This is a genomic window from Vulgatibacter sp. (genome assembly GCF_041687135.1).
Classification (GTDB): domain Bacteria; phylum Myxococcota; class Myxococcia; order Myxococcales; family Vulgatibacteraceae; genus JAWLCN01.
This window is the reverse complement of sequence record NZ_JAWLCN010000007.1, coordinates 144,040-161,545: the sequence shown is the minus strand read 5'-3', so window position 1 is coordinate 161,545 and position 17,506 is coordinate 144,040. Positions and strand designations below refer to the sequence as shown.

Sequence of the window (17,506 nt, the reverse complement as noted above, 5' to 3'; positions counted from 1 at the left end):
GAGGCGGGTGCTCCAGCGAAATGTGGCTGGGGGACTAGGATTCGAACCTAGATAGACGGAGTCAGAGTCCGTCGTCCTGCCGTTAGACGATCCCCCAGCAGGTGCTTCCGATAGACTTTGTCGGGAACCGGCGCTCGCTGGTGAATCTTCCAGTGAATCCGCCGCTTTCCGGTCCGCGTTGGCGTCACCGCCGCTGCGATGAGGAGCCTTGTAGGCCAAGCGCCTCCGGGGGTCAACGGGAAAAATCACGGCGCGCGGATTTTTCGCCGGCGCCGTGAGATGGTCCGCGTCAGCTCCGGCTCGCCAGCACCGCGTCGATGCGGGCGAGGCTCTCCTCGCGGCCGAGGATGGCGATCACGTCGTAGATGCCAGGCGAGGCGGTGCCCCCGGTGAGCGCGACCCGGACCGGCTGGGCGATCTTGCCGAGGCCGAGTCCGTGCTTCGCCGCCATCTCCTGGAACCGGGGCTCGATGGTGGCGGGCTCCACGTCCGCGGCGCCCGAAAGGATCTCGCGGACCTCGCGCAGGTAGTCGAGGGAGGGGCCGGCGAGGAATTTGGCCGCGGCCTTCTCCTCTGGCTCGATCCGGACGAAGAAATAGCGGGAGACCTCGACCAGCTCGACCAGGGTCTTGGACCGCTCCTGCTGCTGCCGGCAGACCTCCACCCACTTCTCCCGGGCGATCATCGGCAGCCCGGCCTTCTCCACGAAGGGAGCGGCGCGGTCGGCGAGCTCGTCGGGATCCATGTGCTTGATCCGCTCGTGGTTGAGCCACACCAGCTTGTCGGCGGGGAAGACGCCGGCGGTGTTGCCCACGCCCTCGATGCTGAACTTCTCGATCAGCTCTTCGCGGCTGAAGATCTCCTGATCGCCGCAGCTCCAGCCGATGCGGGCGAGGAAGTTGACCATCGCCTCGGGGAGGAAGCCCTCGTCGCGGTACTTGGTCACCGAGACCGGGCCGTGGCGCTTGGAGAGCTTGCTGCGGTCCTGCCCGAGGATGAAGGGCAGGTGGGCGAAGCGCGGCGGCTCCACGCCCAGCGCGCGGTAGAGCGTGAGCTGGGTCTGCGTGTTGTTGAGCCCGTCCTCGCCGCGCATCACCAGGCTGATCTCCATCTCGATGTCGTCGATCACCACGACGAAGTTGTAGATGGGCGAGCCGTCGGTGCGGGCGATGATCCAGTCCTGCAGCTGCTCGTTCTGGACCTCGATGTGGCCGTAGACGAGGTCGTCGAACGCGGTCACGCCCTCGGTCGGCGCCTTGAGGCGGACGGTGAAGGGCAGGTCCGGCTGATCGGCGCGCGCGCGGCAGGTGCGCGGGTAGCGGTACTGCCGCTTCTCCGCCTGCGCCCGCTGGCGATCGGCCTCGATCTCGGCCTGGGTGCAGTAGCACTTGTAGGCTTTGCCCTCGGCGAGGAGCCGGTCGATGTACTTCCGGTAGCGATCGCCACGCTGCGACTGGAAGTAGGGCGCGTGGGGGCCGCCGACCTCGGGACCCTCGTCCCAGTCGAGACCGAGCCAGCGCAGCCCCTCGAGGATGGCGGCGGTGTTCTCGTCGGTGCTCCGCTCCTTGTCGGTGTCCTCGATGCGGAGAACGAAGGTTCCGCCGTTGTGGCGGGCATACAGCCAGTTGAAGAGGGCCGTACGGGCGCCGCCGATGTGCAGATACCCCGTGGGCGATGGGGCGAAGCGGACGCGAGGCTTGCTGGACATTTGTTCCACCTCCGGAGAGTCGCGCCGGATGTAGCACCTTGAAGGCAACCCTTCAACGGCACGTCCATCTTTCCATGGTAGGCTCCAGCGGGCCTCCGGAGGTCAATACCGATGGGTTTTCGCCGTTTCGTCCTCGCCGCAGCAGCCGCCCTCGTGGTGGGTTTCGCCGGCACTGCATCCGCCTCGGTGATGATCGAGGCCAACGTCACCGAGATGACCCGCGAGGCGGACGTCGTCGCGAAGGGCAAGGTCACCACCACCGAGTCGAAGGTCTCCCGTGACGGGAAGCGGATCTTCACGGTGGTCACCCTCCGGGTCGACGAGGCCTGGAAGGGCGCCCCCGGCAAGACCTTGCAGATCCAGGTCCCCGGCGGCACCCACGGCGGCATCGGGCAGGTGGTTCACGGCGCGCCGCGCTTCACCGAAGGCGAGGAGGTGGTGGTCTTCCTCCGGGCGCCGGTCCGGGGCGCCGAGGTGCAGGCGCCGACCCTGCCGCTCCGCGTGGTCGCGATGGCGCAGGGCAAGCTCCGGGTGGAGCGCAACGCCGAGGGCAACGAAGTGGCGGCGCCCGATCTCAGCGGTCTCGAGCTGATCGAGCCCGGTACCACCGAGCCCGTGCCCGCCACGAAGGTGGCCCCGGTGCAGCTGCAGATTCTCGAGCAGCAGGTGAAGAAGGCGGCGCTCCCGTGAAGAAGAGCATCCTCGCGCTGGCAGCAGCGGCGCTCGCCGCCCCATCGGCAGCAGCGGCGTACGAGCGGACCGAGATCCCGGGCGCGCGGAATTCGTGCCTCTACTGGGAGAGCAGGGGCATCTCCTGGAGCCCCGCCGCGCGGCTCGGCGGCAACCTGCCTGCGGAGGAGGCGCTGGATGCGATCCGCCTCTCCTTCGACGAATGGGAGTCGCAGGGCTGCAGCGACCTGGTCTTCGTCGAGAAGGGCGCCGCCGGTCGCGACGTGGGTTATACGCAGCGCGGCAGCAACAGCAACGTCGTGCTCTTCCGCGACGCGCCTTGCGACGAGGTGGTCCCCTCCCGCGATCCCTGCCTCGGCGACGGCTCGTGCGCCGACGAATACGATTGCTGGGACTACGAGAGCCGGCTCATCGCCGTGACGACCACGACCTTCTCCCAGTGCACCGGGGAAATCGTGGACGCCGACGTTGAGTTCAATGCAGCCGCCTTCGAGTTCACCACGGGCGACGGGGCTGCCTGCGGGGACCGGGTCGTCAGCGGCTGCGTGGCAACCGACGTTCGCAACACCCTGGTCCACGAGATCGGCCACATGATCGGGTTGGACCATTCGCGGGATGGGACCGCGACAATGTACGCGTCCGCGCCACATGGTGAGACGCAGAAGCGCAGCCTCGCCGCGGACGACGTGGAGGCGCTGTGCGACATCTACCCGGCCGGGGAGGCGACCTGGATCTGCGAGCCGGCACGACCTGCAGAGGCGTGCTCCTCCGGATCGGACAGCTCGGGATCCACGGGTAGTGGTTTGGGATGTGCCGCAGGTGGTGGTGGGCTGGCAGCGCTCGGGTTGCTGCCGGCGCTGGCGTGGGCGAGGAGGCGGAGGTCGCGGTGAGGTTTCGGTGGTTTCGTTGGGTCGTTGTAGCAGCGGCGCTGTGGGCACTCGCGCCGGCACCGGCCCGGGCCTACGAGCGGAGCCTCGTCGGAGGCACGCAGGTTTGCCTCTTCTGGGATGAGCCCGAACTGCCGTGGACCCTGGGCGAGCGGGGCGCGCGAGACGTGGATCGGGCAGCGCTGGAAGCGGCGCTGCAGCGCTCCTTCGACACCTGGGAGGCGGTGGAGTGCAGCCACATCGCCTTCCGGCAGGAGGCGCCGAGCGGCGCGCGCTCGGTCGGCTTCGACGAAGACGACGGGCGCGACAACCTGATCCTCTTCCGCAGCGAGCTCTGCGCGGAGGTGGTGAGCCGCAACGATCCCTGCTGGGACGACGGCGACTGCGCCAACGAGCACGACTGCTGGGCCTTCGGCGACGGCGTCATCGCGGTGACTACCACGAGCTTCCGCCAGGACACCGGCGAGATCCTCGACGCGGACATCGAGTTCAACGAGGGCTCCTTCCTCTTCACCGTCGCGGACGGTGCGCCCTGCGCCCGCGGCGAGACGGAGGGGTGCGTCTCCACCGACGTGGGCAACACCGCGACGCACGAAATCGGCCATCTGCTCGGCCTCGATCACTCGCGGGTGCCGGGCTCGACGATGTTCGCCTCGGCGCCGCTGGGCGAAGTGGCCAAGCGCGACCTCTCCACCGACGACATCGAGGGGCTCTGCTCCATCTACCCGGCGGGCGGGCGGGCCGACGTCTGCGAGGAGGCCTTCGGCCAGCGCCGGGAGGACGGCGGGGGCGGCTGCGCCACCGCCTCCGGCCTCGCCGGACTCGGCGCAGTCGGCGCTGCCCTCGGCCTGCTCGGATGGCGGCGCAGGCGCACGTAGATTGCGCTACAGCGCGCTGCGCAGCGCCGCGAGGAGCCGGTCGAGGTCGAAGGGCTTCTTGAGGATCGGGAGACCCTCCGGGGCCTTGGAGGGGTCCGAAGTGGAGACGATAACGGGGATGTTGGCGAGGGCCGGGTTGGCCTGCATCGCGCGCCAGGCCTCGGCCCCGGTCATCACCGGCATCGCGAGATCGAGCAGGACGAGGCAGGGCCCGCCGATGCAGGCCAGCTTCTCGAGGGCCGCCCTGCCGTCGCCTGCAGCCTCGACGCGGTAGCCCTCCTCCTCGAGGAACTCGACGAGGGAGTCGCGGATGTCGGCTTCGTCCTCCACCACGAGGATCGTCTTCTCGCTCAGCTGCATGGCGCTCCCGGAGTCGCGGTCGGCCCGCCGCTCGCGACCGCAGCGGCGTCGCGGGGAAGCTCGACCACCACGCTCGTGCCCGAGGCTTCGGACGATTCCACTGCGATGCTGCCGCCGTGGGCGAGCACGATCTGCCGGCTGATGAAGAGCCCGAGGCCCAGCCCGCTCGACTGTGCCGTCCGCCGCTCGTTCGCCTCGCGGAAGGGCTCGAAGATCACCGGCAGGATCTCCGCCGGGATCCGGCCCTCGTTGTCGAAGCGCGCCACGACGCTGCCGGGCGCCGCGCCGTCGATCCCGATTCGCACCGTCGAGCCGAGGCTGCGGTGGAGCAGGGCGTTGCCGGCGAGATTGGAGACCAGCTGCGCGAGTCGGTCGGCATCCCAGCGCCCCGTGGTGTCGCCGGCTACCTCGAAGACGATCGGCGCTGCGCCATCGGTCGCCTGCAGCTCGTCGAGGACGCTCCGGAAGAGGTCCGCCAGATCGATCGGCCGCGATGCCAGCGGAAAGCCTGCGCCCAGGCGCACCCTGGTGAAGTCGAGGATCTGGTCGATCATGCGGGACATGCGCCCGGCGCTCGACTGGATCCGCCCGATCGGCTTTGCCAGCTTCTCGCACTCGGAGCGCCGCTCGAGCAGCGACGCCGCCGTGCCGATCGCCATCAACGGATTGCGGAGATCGTGGCCGAGGATCCCCACGAAGAGCTCGCTGAAGCGCGCGTTCGCCTGCAGCTGCTCGATGAGCGCGTCGCGCTCGCCGAGCGCGGCTTCGAGGGCGGCGTGAGCGTCTTCGAGCGCTCGTCTGGCCTGTCCCTGCTCGGTGACCGAGCGCCGGAGGTCGGAGACCGCCGTGCGTAGCGCCGCTGCGAGCCGCTTGCGGTGCTCGATCTCGGCGGCGAGCTCCCCGGCGTGCCGCACGGGAGGAGGGCCTGCGCCCTGCTCGCCCGGAAAGACGTGGGTGTGCAGCGCGCAGATCGCGCGAATCGACTCGCCGTGCGTGTCCTTGAGGAAGCGGTCGACCACGTAGGCGCAGAGCAGGGCGAATTCGTGTCGATGGGAGAGATCGTTCCAGAGCTCCTCGAGCCGGATCGCTGCGGGCAGGTTCCCATCCCGCCAGAGGAGGTCGACCATCTCGCCGAAGGCGCGCACGCGGGGGGCGCCGCCTGCTGCGACCGCCGCGACGACGCTGGCGACCTCCTGCTCGAAGCGCCCGGGATCGGGCATGCCGTCGACCAGGAGCCTGTCGAGCAGCGCGTTCGCGTCGAGGATGGCGAGGCGCCGCGCGTCGGGATCGAAACCGGCCTCGGCGAGGAGCGCGCGGACCCGGGCGGCGTGGTCGGCGGTGACCACGGCGATGGCGGTTTCCCCAGCGGCGAGCCCCGCCCCGAGGTAGTCGGCGATCGCGAAGCAGAGGGCCTCGTCTTCCTCGTAGAAGCGGACGCCGTGGGCGTGGGCGGGAGGCGAGGGGAGCTCCTGCCAGCTGGTCTCGTCCGGGCGGAGCTGGTCAGGCTGGATCATCGAGGCCTCCTCGTGCGGGACCGTGAAGAGAGGTGCAATCCAGCCGAACGGGGCGCGGTGCCTCGAAATGCCCACCCGTGCCTACATAGGCGCCCCGGGCGGCGCCGGGCAGCCCCCCACCACCAGCCAGGGGCGGACGACCGGGACGGCGCCGGCTTGCTCGACCCAACGGGCGGGGGCGGCCCCCGGGATCCCCCGGATCGCCCCCTTGAATGCGGGGCGGCGGCGCTGCGTCTTCCCCTGCGTGGTGACGCTCGCGCCGGTCGGCGGGCCCCGGGACGAAATTCCGGAGCCCGGTGGTTCGGCGGGGGCATGGAGACCGGGCTCACGTTCGGCTTGCCCGGTCGTGAAGGGTAGGAGAGAGAAGGCCTCGTGATCGAAAGTCTCGGCTTCCTTCTCACCCATTTCACCTACGCCGCCCTCGTGCTCCTGATGCTGGCAGCGGGGCTCGGCCTGCCCATGAGCGAGGACCTCGTCCTCCTCGTGGTCGGCTACCTCGCGCGGACGGGGATCGTCGATCCCTGGGTCACGCTCTTCCTCGGCTACGGAAGCGTGATCGCCGGCGACTGGATGATCTTCCGCATGGGCCGCAGGTTCGGCCCGGCGCTGACGACGCATCCGCTCACGCAGCGGATGTTTCCGCCGCGGCGCCTCGCCCGGCTGGAGGCGCACTACGCACGGTGGGGCACGCTCACCGTGGTGGTGGCCCGCCACGTGGCGGGGTTGCGGGCACCGGCGTTCGCCCTGGCGGGCGCCGGAAAGATGAGCGAGCGGCGGTTCCTCTTGGCCGACGCTCTCTCCGCACTCGTGACGACGCCACTGATGGTGTGGCTCGGTTACGCGTTCGGGGACCGGATGGAGAGCCTCTTCGGCAACGTCCGGCAGGTGCAATGGGTGCTGCTCGGCGGCCTCGCCGCGACCCTTTTGGTCGCAGGCGCAGCGCGCTGGATGCGGCGGCGCCCGGTGGCAGCGGTCCCGGCGACCGCTGCGGTGGACGAAAACCCGGAGGCGGGGAAAGCGAAGGCTGCATGAAGAATCGGTGGACGACGATCCTGGCGGCGGTGCTCCTGGTGCCGCAGTTCGCGCTTGCAGACGAGATTCCGGCAGCGGCTTCCGCCGTGGAAGAGCAGCCGGTCGCGGCGGAGGCGATGCCCTTCGCCGACGGCGAGCGCCTCCTCTACGAGGTGAGCCTCCTCGGCATCACCGCCGGCGAGGCGGAGCTGCGGGTGGAGGGGCTCGCCGACGAGTGGCGCCTCCACGCCAGCGGCAAGACCGTCGGCGCCACCGATTCGATCTTCGGCCTCCGCCAGAGCGCGAGCTGCACCGTCAGCGACGAGCTCTCCCCCGAGGTCTGCCTCTTCACCTCGCGGCAGCGCAAGGGCATGCGCCGCAGGGAGATGCGCTTCGACAAGAAGACCGGCGAGGTGCGCGAGCGCACCCTGCAGGACGGCAAGCGCTCGGAGAAGACCCGGAAGTTCGGCGAGGGTGGCGTGCAGGACGCGCTCTCGGGGCTCTACCTCCTCCGCAAGGACCTGCCGGCGCAGGGGGAGACGATGAGCTTCCGCTCGCTGCGCAAGGGCAAGGCGATCACCGTGCAGGCGACGGCGATCGGCGAGGAGACCGTGGAGACCGAGGCGGGCCGCTTCCTCGCCACGGTCATCGACCTCCGGATCATGGACAAGGTGGACAAGGACGCCGCCACGCGCGCCAAGGTCTGGTTCTCGGCGGACGACCGTCGCTTGCCGGTGAAAATTTCGCTGGATGCGCCGGTCGGCAGTCTCGAGGCCGAGCTCACCGCCGCCTCCGGTACCCGCGGCGGCAGCCTCGCAGGACGCTGAGCAAGGGCAGGCGCTGCACTGCAGAAAGGCGACGCCCCGGTCACGCCATGCGTGCCGGGGCGTCTTTGCGTCAGGACACCGGCGGCCCCTGCGGCCAGGGGGAGGCTTCGGGGCCTGCCGACGCCTGTCGCTACTCGTTCGCCGCCGTGGCGTCGACGGGCGCCGTCTCCTCCGCGGCGGCCTCGGGGGCAGGGGTCGCCTCGGTCTCCAGCGGGATCTCGGGGACGGTGGGGATGGCCTCGCTCTCGGTGGCAGGGGCCTCGAGGGCCTGGTGCTCGGACTGCGCCTCCACCGGCTTCGGCTGCGAGGTGGCGCAGGCGGCGAGGGCGACGAGGGGGAGGGCGGTGAGCAGAACCTTGCGCATGGTGACTCTCCTTGCGGCCGGGCGGGGCCAGCGGTCGTTGAGCGCCGGGGCCGCGCGCCAGGGGGGCAGGCGTGCGGCCGACGGTTTGGATAGTTTGGTTTGATTATTTTGAGATGTAAAGAGTCCTGTCGGAGGTAGATAGCCCCGCTGGGGGCTTCCCTCTCCACCGTGTGCGCCCACCCTCCCGTGGTGCGCCTCCTTCCCGTCGCCTTCCTCCTGCTCGCCGCCACCACGGCATCCGCCCACGAGGAGCGGATCCGCACCGACCCGAGAGAGATGGCCGAAGGCGCCGAGCTCGTGCTCCGGGGGCGCGTGGTCCAGGTGGAGGCGGATCGAGGGACGCGGGGCCCGCGCTGGGTCTCGGTGGTGATCGAGCGGGCGCTCCGCGGGGATCCGGGAGCGGAGGCGATCACCTTCCGCGCGCCGCCGGAGCACGGACCGGGCTGGCTGGTGGGCGAAAACGCGCTCTTCTTCCTGCGGCGCTTCGACGGACGCTGGGTGCCCACCGCCATCGCGGCGGAGAGCCCGAAGGCGGGGCCGGACGGCGGCGCCGGTCTCGACGGGCGCTGGCAGCAGGCGGCGGGGGAGGAGGAGGCGGCGCTGGCCGCGGGGGAGGAGGAGGCGGCGCTGGCCGCGGGGGAGGGGCTGTCGTTCCCGGCACTCCTCGCCGGCGCGCTCTGCTTCCTCGGGCTGATCGGCCTGGGGCGCTGGCGGGCGCGCAACCTGGCGCTGCCGAAATAGCAAGAGCGCCCGCTGCCCTGGGGCAGGGGCGCTCTCGCGCAGCTGGACCTGGCGCCCGTTGCCGGGCGCGCTGGCCTACTTCTCCTCGAACTCGGCGTCGACGACGTCCGGGCCGCCCTTGGCCGCGCCACCCGCAGCGCCTGCGCCCGGAGGCGGCGCGCCGCCCACGTCGGGGCCGGCGCCAGCGGCTGCGCCGCCAACGTTCTTGTACATCTCCTCCGCCATGCGGTGGGAGACGGCGGTGAGCTCGTCCATCGCCTTCTGGAGATCCTCGGCGGAGGCGTTCCGCTCGAGGGCGGCGCGCAGCTCCTTGACCTTGCCCTCCACCTCGGCGGCGACCTCGGCAGGGAGCTTGTCCTTGTTCTCGGCGAGGAGCTTCTCGGTCTGGTAGGCGACCGTGTCCGCCTTGTTGCGGGTCTCCACCTCTTCGCGGCGCTTCTTGTCCTCCACCTCGTGCGAAGCGGCGTCCTGCACCGCGCGCTCGATGTCGTCCTTGCTCATGCCGGAGGACGCGGTGATGGTGATCTTCTGCTCCTTGCCGGTGGCCTTGTCCTTCGCGCTCACGTGCACGATGCCGTTGGCGTCGATGTCGAAGGTGACCTCGATCTGCGGCACGCCGCGGGGGGCGGGCGGGATGCCGTCGAGGTGGAAGCGGCCCAGGGTCTTGTTGCCCGCGGACATCTCGCGCTCGCCCTGCATCACGTGGACCTCCACCGAGGTCTGGCTGTCGCTGGCGGTGGAGAAGGTCTCGCTCCGGCGGGTCGGGATGGTGGTGTTGCGCGGGATCAGCTTGGTGAAGACGCCGCCCAGGGTCTCGATGCCCAGGGAGAGCGGGGTCACGTCGAGGAGGAGGAGATCCTTCACCTCGCCGGAGAGGACGCCGGCCTGGACCGCGGCGCCGATGGCGACGACCTCGTCCGGGTTCACGGAGCGGTTCGGCTCCTTGCCGAAGAACTTCTTCACCGCCTCCTGGACCCGGGGAATGCGGGTCGAGCCGCCGACGAGGACGATCTCGTCGATCTCGCCGGGCTGCTTGCCTGCGTCGGCCAGCGCCTTGCGCACCGGCTCCATGCTCCGCTCGACGAGGTCGTCGATGAGCTGCTCGAGCCTGGCGCGGGTGAGCTTGAGGGCCAGGTGCTTGGGGCCGGTCTGATCCGCGGTGAGGAAGGGCAGGTTGATCTCGGTCTCCATCGTGGAGGAGAGCTCGATCTTCGCCTTCTCCGCCGCCTCCTTGAGGCGCTGCAGGACCATCTTGTCCTTCGAGACGTCGATGCCCGTGTCCTTCTTGAACTCGGCGATCAGGAACTGCATCACCCGCTCGTCGATGTCGTCGCCGCCGAGGTGGGTGTCGCCGTTGGTGGAGATCACCTCCACCACGTTCTCGCCGACCTCGAGGATCGAGATGTCGAAGGTGCCGCCGCCGAAGTCGTAGACCGCGATGATCTCGTTCGACTTCTTGTCGAGGCCGTAGGCGAGCGCGGCAGCGGTGGGCTCGTTGACGATGCGCTTGACGTCGAGGCCCGCGACCTTGCCTGCATCCTTGGTGGCCTGGCGCTGCGAGTCGTTGAAGTAGGCAGGCACCGTGATCACGGCCTCGGTGACCGGCTCGCCGAGGTACTGCTCGGCGGCGCGCTTCAGCTTCTGGAGGATGCGCGCGCTGATCTCGGGCGGGGTGTAGTGCTTGCCCTTCACCTCGATGGCGGCGTCGCCGTTGGCGTCGCGCACCACCTTGTAGGGCACGCGCTCGGCCTCCTGCTTCACCTCGTCGTACTTGCGGCCCATGAAGCGCTTGACCGAGTAGACGGTGTTCTCGGGGTTGGTGATCGCCTGGCGGCGCGCCACCTGGCCGACCAGCACCTCGTCGTCCTTGGCGAAGCCGACGACCGACGGGGTGGTGCGGTGCCCCTCCTCGTTGGCGATCACCTTGGGCTCCTTGCCCTCCATGATCGCGACGACGGAGTTGGTGGTGCCGAGGTCGATTCCGATGATCTTTCCCACGTATTCCTCGCTGTTCGAATCTTCTCCCCGGCTGTCGGGGGCTTTCGAACCGCCACCTTAAGAACGGCATCGAACCTGTCAACGAAGGCCGGGGCGCTTTTTTCCCCAGGCGGTCTGGCCGCTTGGCGGGCCTCTGGTAGAGTCGGGGGCCCCCCTTTCGACAGTCGGAGCGAACGTGCGCGCGCCTGAAATCGCGCTGCCAGCCAGATTCGGCCGCTACACCCTCCTCGAGCGGGTGGGGGGTGGCGGCATGGCCACGGTCTTCCGGGCCTCGCTCTCCGGCGAGGGCGGCTTCGAGAAGGAGGTGGCGGTCAAGGTCGTGCGCCCCGAGCTCGCCTCCGAGGCCGACTTCGTCGAGATGTTCCTGGACGAGGCCCGGCTCTCCGCCAGGCTCGGCCACGCCAACCTCGTTCACACCTTCGACTTCGGGCAGGTCGACGGCACCTGGTTTCTCGCCATGGAGTTCGTGCGGGGGCCGACCCTCGCCCACCTGCAGCGGATCTGCCGGACCCGGGGGATCCGCTTCGGCCCCGCCCGCAGCGTCCACGTCGCCGGCGAGGTGGCCCGGGGGCTGGGCTACGCCCACCGGCTCTGCGACGAGCAGGGCCGCCCGCTCGCGCTGGTCCATCGCGACGTGTCGCCGCAGAACGTGCTCCTCTCCCGGGAGGGCGAGGTGAAGCTCGCCGATTTCGGGATCGCGAAGGCGGCGTGGCGCTCCACGGTGACGCGGCCGGGCCATGTCCGGGGCAAATGCGCCTACATGGCGCCGGAGCAGGCGCGCGGGCTCGCGCTCGATGCGGGGGCGGACGTCTTCGCACTCGGCGTCGTGCTCTGGGAATGCCTCACCGGGCGGCCGCTCTTCGACGGCGCTTCCGACGGGGCGGTGCTCCTCCAGGTGGTGCAGCGGGAGATCCCGCCGCCCTCGCGCTTCGCGCCGGAGGTCCCCGGATTCCTCGACGACCTGGTGCTGCAGTTGCTGGAGCGGGATCCGGCGCTGCGGCCTGCCAACGGCGACGAGGCGGCGCGGGCGCTCGCCGAGTGCAGGCAGCGGCTGGTGCGCTCGCCGGCGGAGACCGACCTGGCGGCGTTCCTCCGGGAGCTGTCGTCGGGGACCGCGGTCGTCGGCGCCGCGGGTCAGGGCGGGGCCGCGGAGCCTGCCTCGGTGGAGATCGTCTCGGCGGAGCTCGAGCCGGTTTCGCAGGGCTGGTTCGATCCCGAGGCGGCGACGGTGCAGCCGGGGGCGGTGCGCGAGGGGCCGGTGGCCGGGCTTCGGCCTCTGCCGCCGCCGGCGCCGGCTGCGACGGCGGTGGCGCTGCGGCCTGCTGGCGGAGGGCAGGAGGAGGCGGCGCGCGTCGGCGGGGGGACGCGGTGGCGGGGCCGCGCTGCGCTGGCGGGGGTGTCGCTGCTGCTGGTTGCCGGCGGGAGCTGGTGGGCAGCAGGGCGGCAGGGCTCGGTGGCGCCGGTGGCGGAGGCGACGACGATGGCGCCGGTCGCGGCGCCGGCGCCCGGCGTGGCGCAGGAACCCACGGCTGCAAAAGCGCCGCCGGTCGTGGCGGAGGAGCCGGACGAGCCGACGGAGCCATCCGCTCCGAGCGTGGGGGATCCGCCCGCACCCGCGGAGGCCGTCGGCACCGGGCAGGATGCTGCGCCAGGCGGCGGGGCCGTGGAGCGGGTCGCACCCCGGGCGCCTGCCGAAGCGGCTCCGGTGAGCCCCGCGCTCTCCGTTGCCGTGGCGGAACGGGCTGGCGGCGGAGAGGAGGCGGCAGTCCGCGCCGCGCCAGCTCCGGAGACGACCCGCCGACCGGCGCCGCGCAAGGCTGCTGCGCCGGAGCCGGCGGCGGATGCACCGGGGCCGCTGGGCCGGCTCGTCCTCTCGAGCTGGACGCCCGCGGTGGCCCTCGTCGACGGGGCGAAGCTCGCTGCGCTGCGGACGATGCCCGCGGTCTTCGACGTGCCCGCCGGGGCCCACCGGCTCGAGTTCCGCGTCGGCGCCTCGGGGATCCGCTGCGCGCTCGCCGTGGAGATTCCTGCCACCGGCCAGCTCGCCCTTCGGCTCGAGGAACAGGGCGTGGTCGAGCTGGCGCGGGATGCGCGCATCCCGCGGCGCTGCGCGGAGGACTGACCGTCCAGGCCGGCAGAGGAATACAGAAAAAATAAGCCGGGGCCGCCAGGCGCCTCCTGCCACGCTCGTCGTTTCACCAGCAGTTCGAGCACGGGAGGGGAGCTTGGGCTTCAGGCATCTGGCTGTGGTGGTATCGCTTTGCGGCGTCTTCGTCGGTTGTGGCGGTGGGGAGCCTCCTCCGCCCGCGGCGGGGGGCACCGGCGGCGGCGGCGCCGGGGGCGGAGCGGGCGGCATCGGGGGGATGGGCGGCGCCGGGGGGAGCGGTGGCAGCGGCGGCGCCGGGGGCAGCGCCGCGATCTGCGGAGACGGCATCCTCGAGGGGGACGAAGCCTGCGACGACGGCGAGGCGAACAGCGACAACGCCCCCGACGCCTGCCGCACCGACTGCACGGAGGCACGCTGCGGCGACGGCGTGGTCGACAGGGGGGAAGTCTGTGACGACGGCAACCGCGAGGCCGGCGACGGCTGCGGTCCCACGTGCCGCAACGAGCCCCATTGCGGCGACGGCGTGATCAACCAGACGACGGAGGCCTGCGACGGCGGGGACCTGGGCGGCGCCAGCTGCACCGGGCTCTCCTTCTCGGGCGGCACCCTGGGCTGCACCGAGGCCTGTGCCTTCGACACCAGCGCCTGCCTGCCCTTCGAGGATTGCAGCGTCGCCGGCGACGAGGACGAGAACGGCGACGCCGACTGCGCGGACGACGAATGCAGCGGGCATTTCGAGTGCCCCATTTGCGGCGACGGTGTCCTGCAGCGCGGCGAAGTCTGCGACGGCGCGGCCCCTGCCGGCGAGGATTGCAGCACCTGGGGCTTCAACAGCGGCACCCTCGGTTGCACGAGCGCCTGCACCGTCGACACCGGGGGCTGCGCCAACGTCGAGCGCTGTGGGGAGCCGGGCGACGAGGATGGGGACGGCGCCTACGATTGCGACGACCCCGATTGCGACCAGGTCGCGCCTTGCCCGGTCTGCGGGAACGGAGCGGTCGAGGCGGGGGAGAGCTGCGACGACGGCAACACCACCGCCGGCGACGGCTGTGACGCAAGCTGCGCCGAGGAGATCTTCGTCGTGGCGCCGGTCGGGCAGTCGAGCGCAAGGACCGGCAGCGTCCCCGCGACCAGCCCGACCTACGCGCGGATGGGGGAGGGCTGCGGTCGCCAGAGCGGCGGTGCGCACTACTACGTGCTCGTCGAGCTGGTGAACCCCGGCGTCCATCCGGTGGTCGTGAACGTTCTGGCGAATTGGGGCGGAAGCGTCGACGGCTTCCTCGAGATCTCCTCGGTGCCCTTCGATCCCACCGATCCGGCCGCCTCGTGCGTGGCGGCGAACGACGACTGGAACAACACCCTCGACAGCCTCGTCACCTATGTCGACGTGCCGGCAGGCGGCAGCATTGCCGTCCTCGCCACCACCTTCGATGCGCTGACCACGATGCCTTCGTTCACGCTCACGGCGGAGACCATCGCCGCCTGCGGGGACGGCCTGGTGGGGACGGGCGAGACCTGCGACGACGCCAACGACACCGCGGGCGACGGCTGCGCCGGTTGCCAGGTCGAGCCCGGCTGGGTCTGCGACGCGACGGGCTGCAGGCTCGCCGTCTGCGGCGACGGCGCCACCGAGGGGCTGGAGGAATGCGACGACGGCAACCGGGTGGACGACGACGCCTGCTCCAACGCCTGCGTGGTGGCACGGTGCGGCAATGGCACCGTCGACATGTCGCCGGCCCTGGCGACGGTGGAGAGCCCGGTGGTGACCAACCCCGGCGGCAACGCGGGCCACGTCTGCGACGACGGTGGCTCCTGCACCGGCCCCTGCTCGATCGACGTGAGCACCAACGGCAACGCGCCCGAGCACGGCATCTGCCAGAGCCTCGGCTACCTGCGCGCGGCGAGCGTGAGCTGGGGCGGCGGCGCCGGCGAGGACGACGACCCCATGCCGCACGCCTACAACTGGGAGTGCGTCGCCTTCGTCTGCACGGCGAGCACCAACCCGATCGACTACGACAACTGCGGCGTCGCCGAGATGCTCGACGCCATCACCTGCCTGGGGGCGCCGGCGATGGAGGCCTGCGACGACGGGAACACGGACGACACCGACGCCTGCACCAGCGCCTGCACGGTGGCTACCTGCGGGGACGGCTTCGTGCAGGCAGGCGTGGAGGCTTGCGACGACGGCAACACGGCCGACGGCGACGGCTGCAGTGCGAGCTGCCAGGCAGAGAGCCTGCGGGTGCCGGCAGCCGGAGGCCACGGCTGGCTCATCGGGTCGCTGGACTCCTCCGATCCGCAGTGGAGTCGCCCCGACGAGGCCTGCACCGCGACGGCGAACATGGTCCACTACGACGTGTACCACTACGAGAACCTCACCGGCGCGGCGCAGACCGTGACCCTCCACGTCGAGTGGAGCGGGGATGGCTACCTCCATGCCTTCACCAACGGCTTCGATCCGGCCCACCCGACGCTGGGCTGCACCGCAGGCAACGACGACGCGAACCCCAATGGCACGGGGACCAGCCGGCTCACCGTCGGCGTCGCCGCCGGTGACCACCTCTACGTGGTGGCCAGCACCCATGGAGCGGCCGCGACCGGGGCCTATACGCTCTACGTCCATTCGGCGCCGACCCTCGCCGAGACGGAGCCCAACGACAGTTCGCTCACCGCCAACCCGATCGCCGCCGGGGAGCAGCTCGACGCCGACGTCGGCCCGGGAGACCGCGACTACTACTCGTTCACGGTGAGCGCCGGAACCACGTACGAGATCGAGACCTACGCCGGGATCGCCGGTGGCTGCTTCCGCGTGAACGGGTCGAGCAACGACACGAAGATCGTCCTCTACGACGTCGATGGCACCACGATGATCCTCGAGGCGGACGATGGCGGCTGGGGCAATTGCTCCCTGCTCAGTTGGACGCCGCGGGCCAACGGCACCTACTACTTCCGCGTGCAATACGCCGATGATGCCGACGTCACCACGACGGTCGAGCCCTATTTCGTCGAGCTCCGGCAGCGGTAACGCCGCAGCGGTCGAGCGCTGAAGCGCCAGGGGCGCCATCCCGCGAGGGGTGGCGCCCCTTTCTGTTGGCAGCTTCGCTCCGGGCGATTCCTCGCACCGCATCGGAGACGCCGCGTGAGCGGACGGCCCGGAGCGGAAGCAAGGCGCTTCCGGGCGCCGCGGCCGATGGCCCGCGGCGAATCCACGCACTCCCTTCGAACGACTCCATTCACGCGTGACGAGCGTCGACGAGAAGCGCGGGGAATTCACTGACCGATCCATCTTCGAAAAGAATCCACAGGGTCTCCCGACGACAAAGTTGACCGTCCATTGACGCAATTCCACTCAAGCGAGACTATCCAAGCGATATCGCGGAACGAGGCCCGATGCGGACGATCCTTTCGCCAGCCGAAATCCAGGAGATGGAGCGCGAGCTCGGTGCGAGCGGCGTCACCGCAGCCGAGGTGCTGGCGATGTTCCGCTCGCGGGGCGTGCGCCTCAGCGAGGGCACGTTCCGCAAATACGTGCAGGTGGGGCTGCTTCCCCGCAGCAGGCGGGTCGGCACCAAGGGCAAGCACCGCGGGAGCCGGGGCGTCTACCCGGTGGCGGTGATCCGGCGGCTCAACGCCATCAAGGCGATGATGGCCGAGGGCATGACCCTCGACGAGATCCGCGGCAGCTTCCTCTACCTGCGGGGCGAGCTCGACGTGGTCGAGCAGGGCCTCGACGAGATTGGGGCGCGCCTGGAGCGCTCCGTCGCGGAGACGCAGCTGGCGCCGCGCCAGCGCGAGCGGTTGCAGCAGGATCTGGCGCGCGTGCGGGAGTCCGCCGCGCGCCTCACGGAACGGATCGAGCGCCTCGCAGGCCACCTGGTGGCGGCGCGGGCTGCAGCGCACACGGATCGGGAGGGAACATGAACAAGCTCGAGATGACGCTTCCCACGAACGACGAGAGCCAGATCGAGGAGAGCGCACGGCAGCGCTCGAAGACGATGTCCCGCAAGGAGATGGCGCGCGACCTGCGGCGCCGTCGGATGATGGGCCTCGTCGATCCCGAGGAGCAGCAGCTGCTCGGCGAGATCGAGTCGCACCGTCCCAGGACCCGCTCGCAGTGCGCGAACGGCCCGCGCCCCTGCATGTTCGTCTCCTGCAAGCACCACCTCTACCTCGACGTCAACCCGGAGACCGGCTCGGTCAAGGTGAACTTCCCCGACAAGGAGGTCTGGGAGCTCGAGGAGACCTGCGCCCTCGACGTCGCCGACCGCGGGGGGATCACCCTCGAAGAGGTCGGCGCGATCATGAACCTGACCCGCGAGCGGATCCGCCAGGTGGAGAGCCGCGGCCTCTACAAGCTGCGCGTCGCCACCACCGACGAGTGGGACGAGGAGCCCGCAGGCTGCGCCGGTCGTTGAACGGCA

15 protein-coding genes and 1 tRNA gene are annotated in these 17,506 nt (G+C 70.8%); 10 read left to right on the top strand and 6 right to left on the bottom strand.

The window, feature by feature from the left end; translation table 11 throughout:
* Window positions 1-23 precede the first annotated feature (23 nt).
* A tRNA-Gln gene (locus ACESMR_RS16675) sits at window positions 24-97 on the bottom strand.
* 192 nt (window positions 98-289) lie between these two features.
* Complete coding sequence (gene gltX, locus ACESMR_RS16670) at window positions 290-1,708, bottom strand: glutamate--tRNA ligase (RefSeq protein WP_373048236.1); 1,419 nt, start codon at window positions 1,706-1,708, stop codon at window positions 290-292.
* A 111-nt stretch (window positions 1,709-1,819) separates the two neighbouring features.
* Between gltX and ACESMR_RS16665 the strand changes: the two genes are divergently transcribed.
* From ACESMR_RS16665 to ACESMR_RS16655, 3 genes are read left to right on the top strand one after another with little or no spacing between them, the layout of a single operon-like run.
* A complete protein-coding gene (locus tag ACESMR_RS16665; protein WP_373048235.1) occupies window positions 1,820-2,398 on the top strand; it encodes a hypothetical protein in 579 nt (192 codons plus the stop codon).
* Window positions 2,395-3,288: a myxosortase-dependent metalloprotease, MXAN_2677/MXAN_2678 family gene (locus ACESMR_RS16660; protein WP_373048234.1), complete on the top strand. Its 894-nt coding sequence runs from the start codon at window positions 2,395-2,397 to the stop codon at window positions 3,286-3,288. The genes ACESMR_RS16665 and ACESMR_RS16660 overlap by 4 nt, the downstream gene beginning before the upstream one ends.
* Window positions 3,285-4,163, top strand: coding sequence for a myxosortase-dependent metalloprotease, MXAN_2677/MXAN_2678 family (locus tag ACESMR_RS16655; protein WP_373048233.1), 879 nt, complete (start codon window positions 3,285-3,287; stop codon window positions 4,161-4,163). The genes ACESMR_RS16660 and ACESMR_RS16655 overlap by 4 nt, the downstream gene beginning before the upstream one ends.
* Window positions 4,164-4,169: 6 nt before the next feature.
* Here ACESMR_RS16655 and ACESMR_RS16650 read toward each other — a convergent pair whose 3' ends face one another.
* Together ACESMR_RS16650 and ACESMR_RS16645 are read right to left on the bottom strand one after the other, a co-directional pair.
* Window positions 4,170-4,523: a response regulator gene (locus ACESMR_RS16650; protein WP_373048232.1), complete on the bottom strand. Its 354-nt coding sequence runs from the start codon at window positions 4,521-4,523 to the stop codon at window positions 4,170-4,172.
* Window positions 4,514-6,037, bottom strand: a complete 1,524-nt coding sequence (locus tag ACESMR_RS16645) for an MEDS domain-containing protein (RefSeq protein WP_373048231.1) — start codon at window positions 6,035-6,037, stop codon at window positions 4,514-4,516. Before ACESMR_RS16645 ends, ACESMR_RS16650 begins: the two co-directional genes overlap by 10 nt.
* Window positions 6,038-6,409: 372 nt before the next feature.
* On the opposite strand from ACESMR_RS16645, the gene ACESMR_RS16640 reads away from it, so the two are divergent.
* Together ACESMR_RS16640 and ACESMR_RS16635 are read left to right on the top strand one after the other, a co-directional pair.
* Complete coding sequence (locus tag ACESMR_RS16640) at window positions 6,410-7,069, top strand: DedA family protein (protein ID WP_373048230.1); 660 nt, start codon at window positions 6,410-6,412, stop codon at window positions 7,067-7,069.
* Complete coding sequence (locus ACESMR_RS16635) at window positions 7,066-7,875, top strand: DUF3108 domain-containing protein (protein ID WP_373048229.1); 810 nt, start codon at window positions 7,066-7,068, stop codon at window positions 7,873-7,875. The genes ACESMR_RS16640 and ACESMR_RS16635 overlap by 4 nt, the downstream gene beginning before the upstream one ends.
* A 130-nt stretch (window positions 7,876-8,005) precedes the next feature.
* Here the strand turns inward: ACESMR_RS16635 and ACESMR_RS16630 are convergent, their stop codons facing one another.
* Entirely contained in the window at window positions 8,006-8,239 is a 234-nt protein-coding gene (locus ACESMR_RS16630) for a hypothetical protein (protein WP_373048228.1), read from the bottom strand.
* A gap of 189 nt (window positions 8,240-8,428) precedes the next feature.
* On the opposite strand from ACESMR_RS16630, the gene ACESMR_RS16625 reads away from it, so the two are divergent.
* Window positions 8,429-8,980, top strand: coding sequence for a hypothetical protein (locus ACESMR_RS16625; protein WP_373048227.1), 552 nt, complete (start codon window positions 8,429-8,431; stop codon window positions 8,978-8,980).
* A gap of 75 nt (window positions 8,981-9,055) precedes the next feature.
* Here the strand turns inward: ACESMR_RS16625 and dnaK are convergent, their stop codons facing one another.
* Window positions 9,056-10,978: a molecular chaperone DnaK gene (gene dnaK, locus ACESMR_RS16620; RefSeq protein ID WP_373048226.1), complete on the bottom strand. Its 1,923-nt coding sequence runs from the start codon at window positions 10,976-10,978 to the stop codon at window positions 9,056-9,058.
* 175 nt (window positions 10,979-11,153) lie between these two features.
* On the opposite strand from dnaK, the gene ACESMR_RS16615 reads away from it, so the two are divergent.
* The 4 genes from ACESMR_RS16615 (at window position 11,154) to ACESMR_RS16600 (ending at window position 17,500) form a co-directional block, all read left to right on the top strand.
* On the top strand, window positions 11,154-13,100 hold the full coding sequence (locus ACESMR_RS16615; RefSeq protein ID WP_373048225.1) for a serine/threonine-protein kinase: 1,947 nt from the start codon (window positions 11,154-11,156) through the stop codon (window positions 13,098-13,100).
* Between the two features lie 103 nt (window positions 13,101-13,203).
* Entirely contained in the window at window positions 13,204-16,110 is a 2,907-nt protein-coding gene (locus ACESMR_RS16610; protein ID WP_373048224.1) for a DUF4215 domain-containing protein, read from the top strand.
* 365 nt (window positions 16,111-16,475) lie between these two features.
* Complete coding sequence (locus ACESMR_RS16605; RefSeq protein WP_373048223.1) at window positions 16,476-17,006, top strand: MerR family transcriptional regulator; 531 nt, start codon at window positions 16,476-16,478, stop codon at window positions 17,004-17,006.
* Complete coding sequence (locus ACESMR_RS16600) at window positions 17,003-17,500, top strand: sigma factor-like helix-turn-helix DNA-binding protein (RefSeq protein WP_373048222.1); 498 nt, start codon at window positions 17,003-17,005, stop codon at window positions 17,498-17,500. Before ACESMR_RS16605 ends, ACESMR_RS16600 begins: the two co-directional genes overlap by 4 nt.
* Window positions 17,501-17,506: the final 6 nt, after the last annotated feature.

Excerpts from the sequence above, each read along its gene's own strand:
- gltX (WP_373048236.1), bottom strand. The coding sequence starts at position 1,708 with ATGTCCAGCAAGCCTCGCGTCCGCTTCGCCCCATCGCCCACGGGGTAT.
- ACESMR_RS16665 (WP_373048235.1), top strand. The coding sequence starts at position 1,820 with ATGGGTTTTCGCCGTTTCGTCCTCGCCGCAGCAGCCGCCCTCGTGGTG.
- ACESMR_RS16650 (WP_373048232.1), bottom strand. The coding sequence starts at position 4,523 with ATGCAGCTGAGCGAGAAGACGATCCTCGTGGTGGAGGACGAAGCCGAC.
- ACESMR_RS16645 (WP_373048231.1), bottom strand. The coding sequence starts at position 6,037 with ATGATCCAGCCTGACCAGCTCCGCCCGGACGAGACCAGCTGGCAGGAG.
- ACESMR_RS16635 (WP_373048229.1), top strand. The coding sequence starts at position 7,066 with ATGAAGAATCGGTGGACGACGATCCTGGCGGCGGTGCTCCTGGTGCCG.
- ACESMR_RS16630 (WP_373048228.1), bottom strand. The coding sequence starts at position 8,239 with ATGCGCAAGGTTCTGCTCACCGCCCTCCCCCTCGTCGCCCTCGCCGCC.
- ACESMR_RS16605 (WP_373048223.1), top strand. The coding sequence starts at position 16,476 with ATGCGGACGATCCTTTCGCCAGCCGAAATCCAGGAGATGGAGCGCGAG.
- ACESMR_RS16600 (WP_373048222.1), top strand. The coding sequence starts at position 17,003 with ATGAACAAGCTCGAGATGACGCTTCCCACGAACGACGAGAGCCAGATC.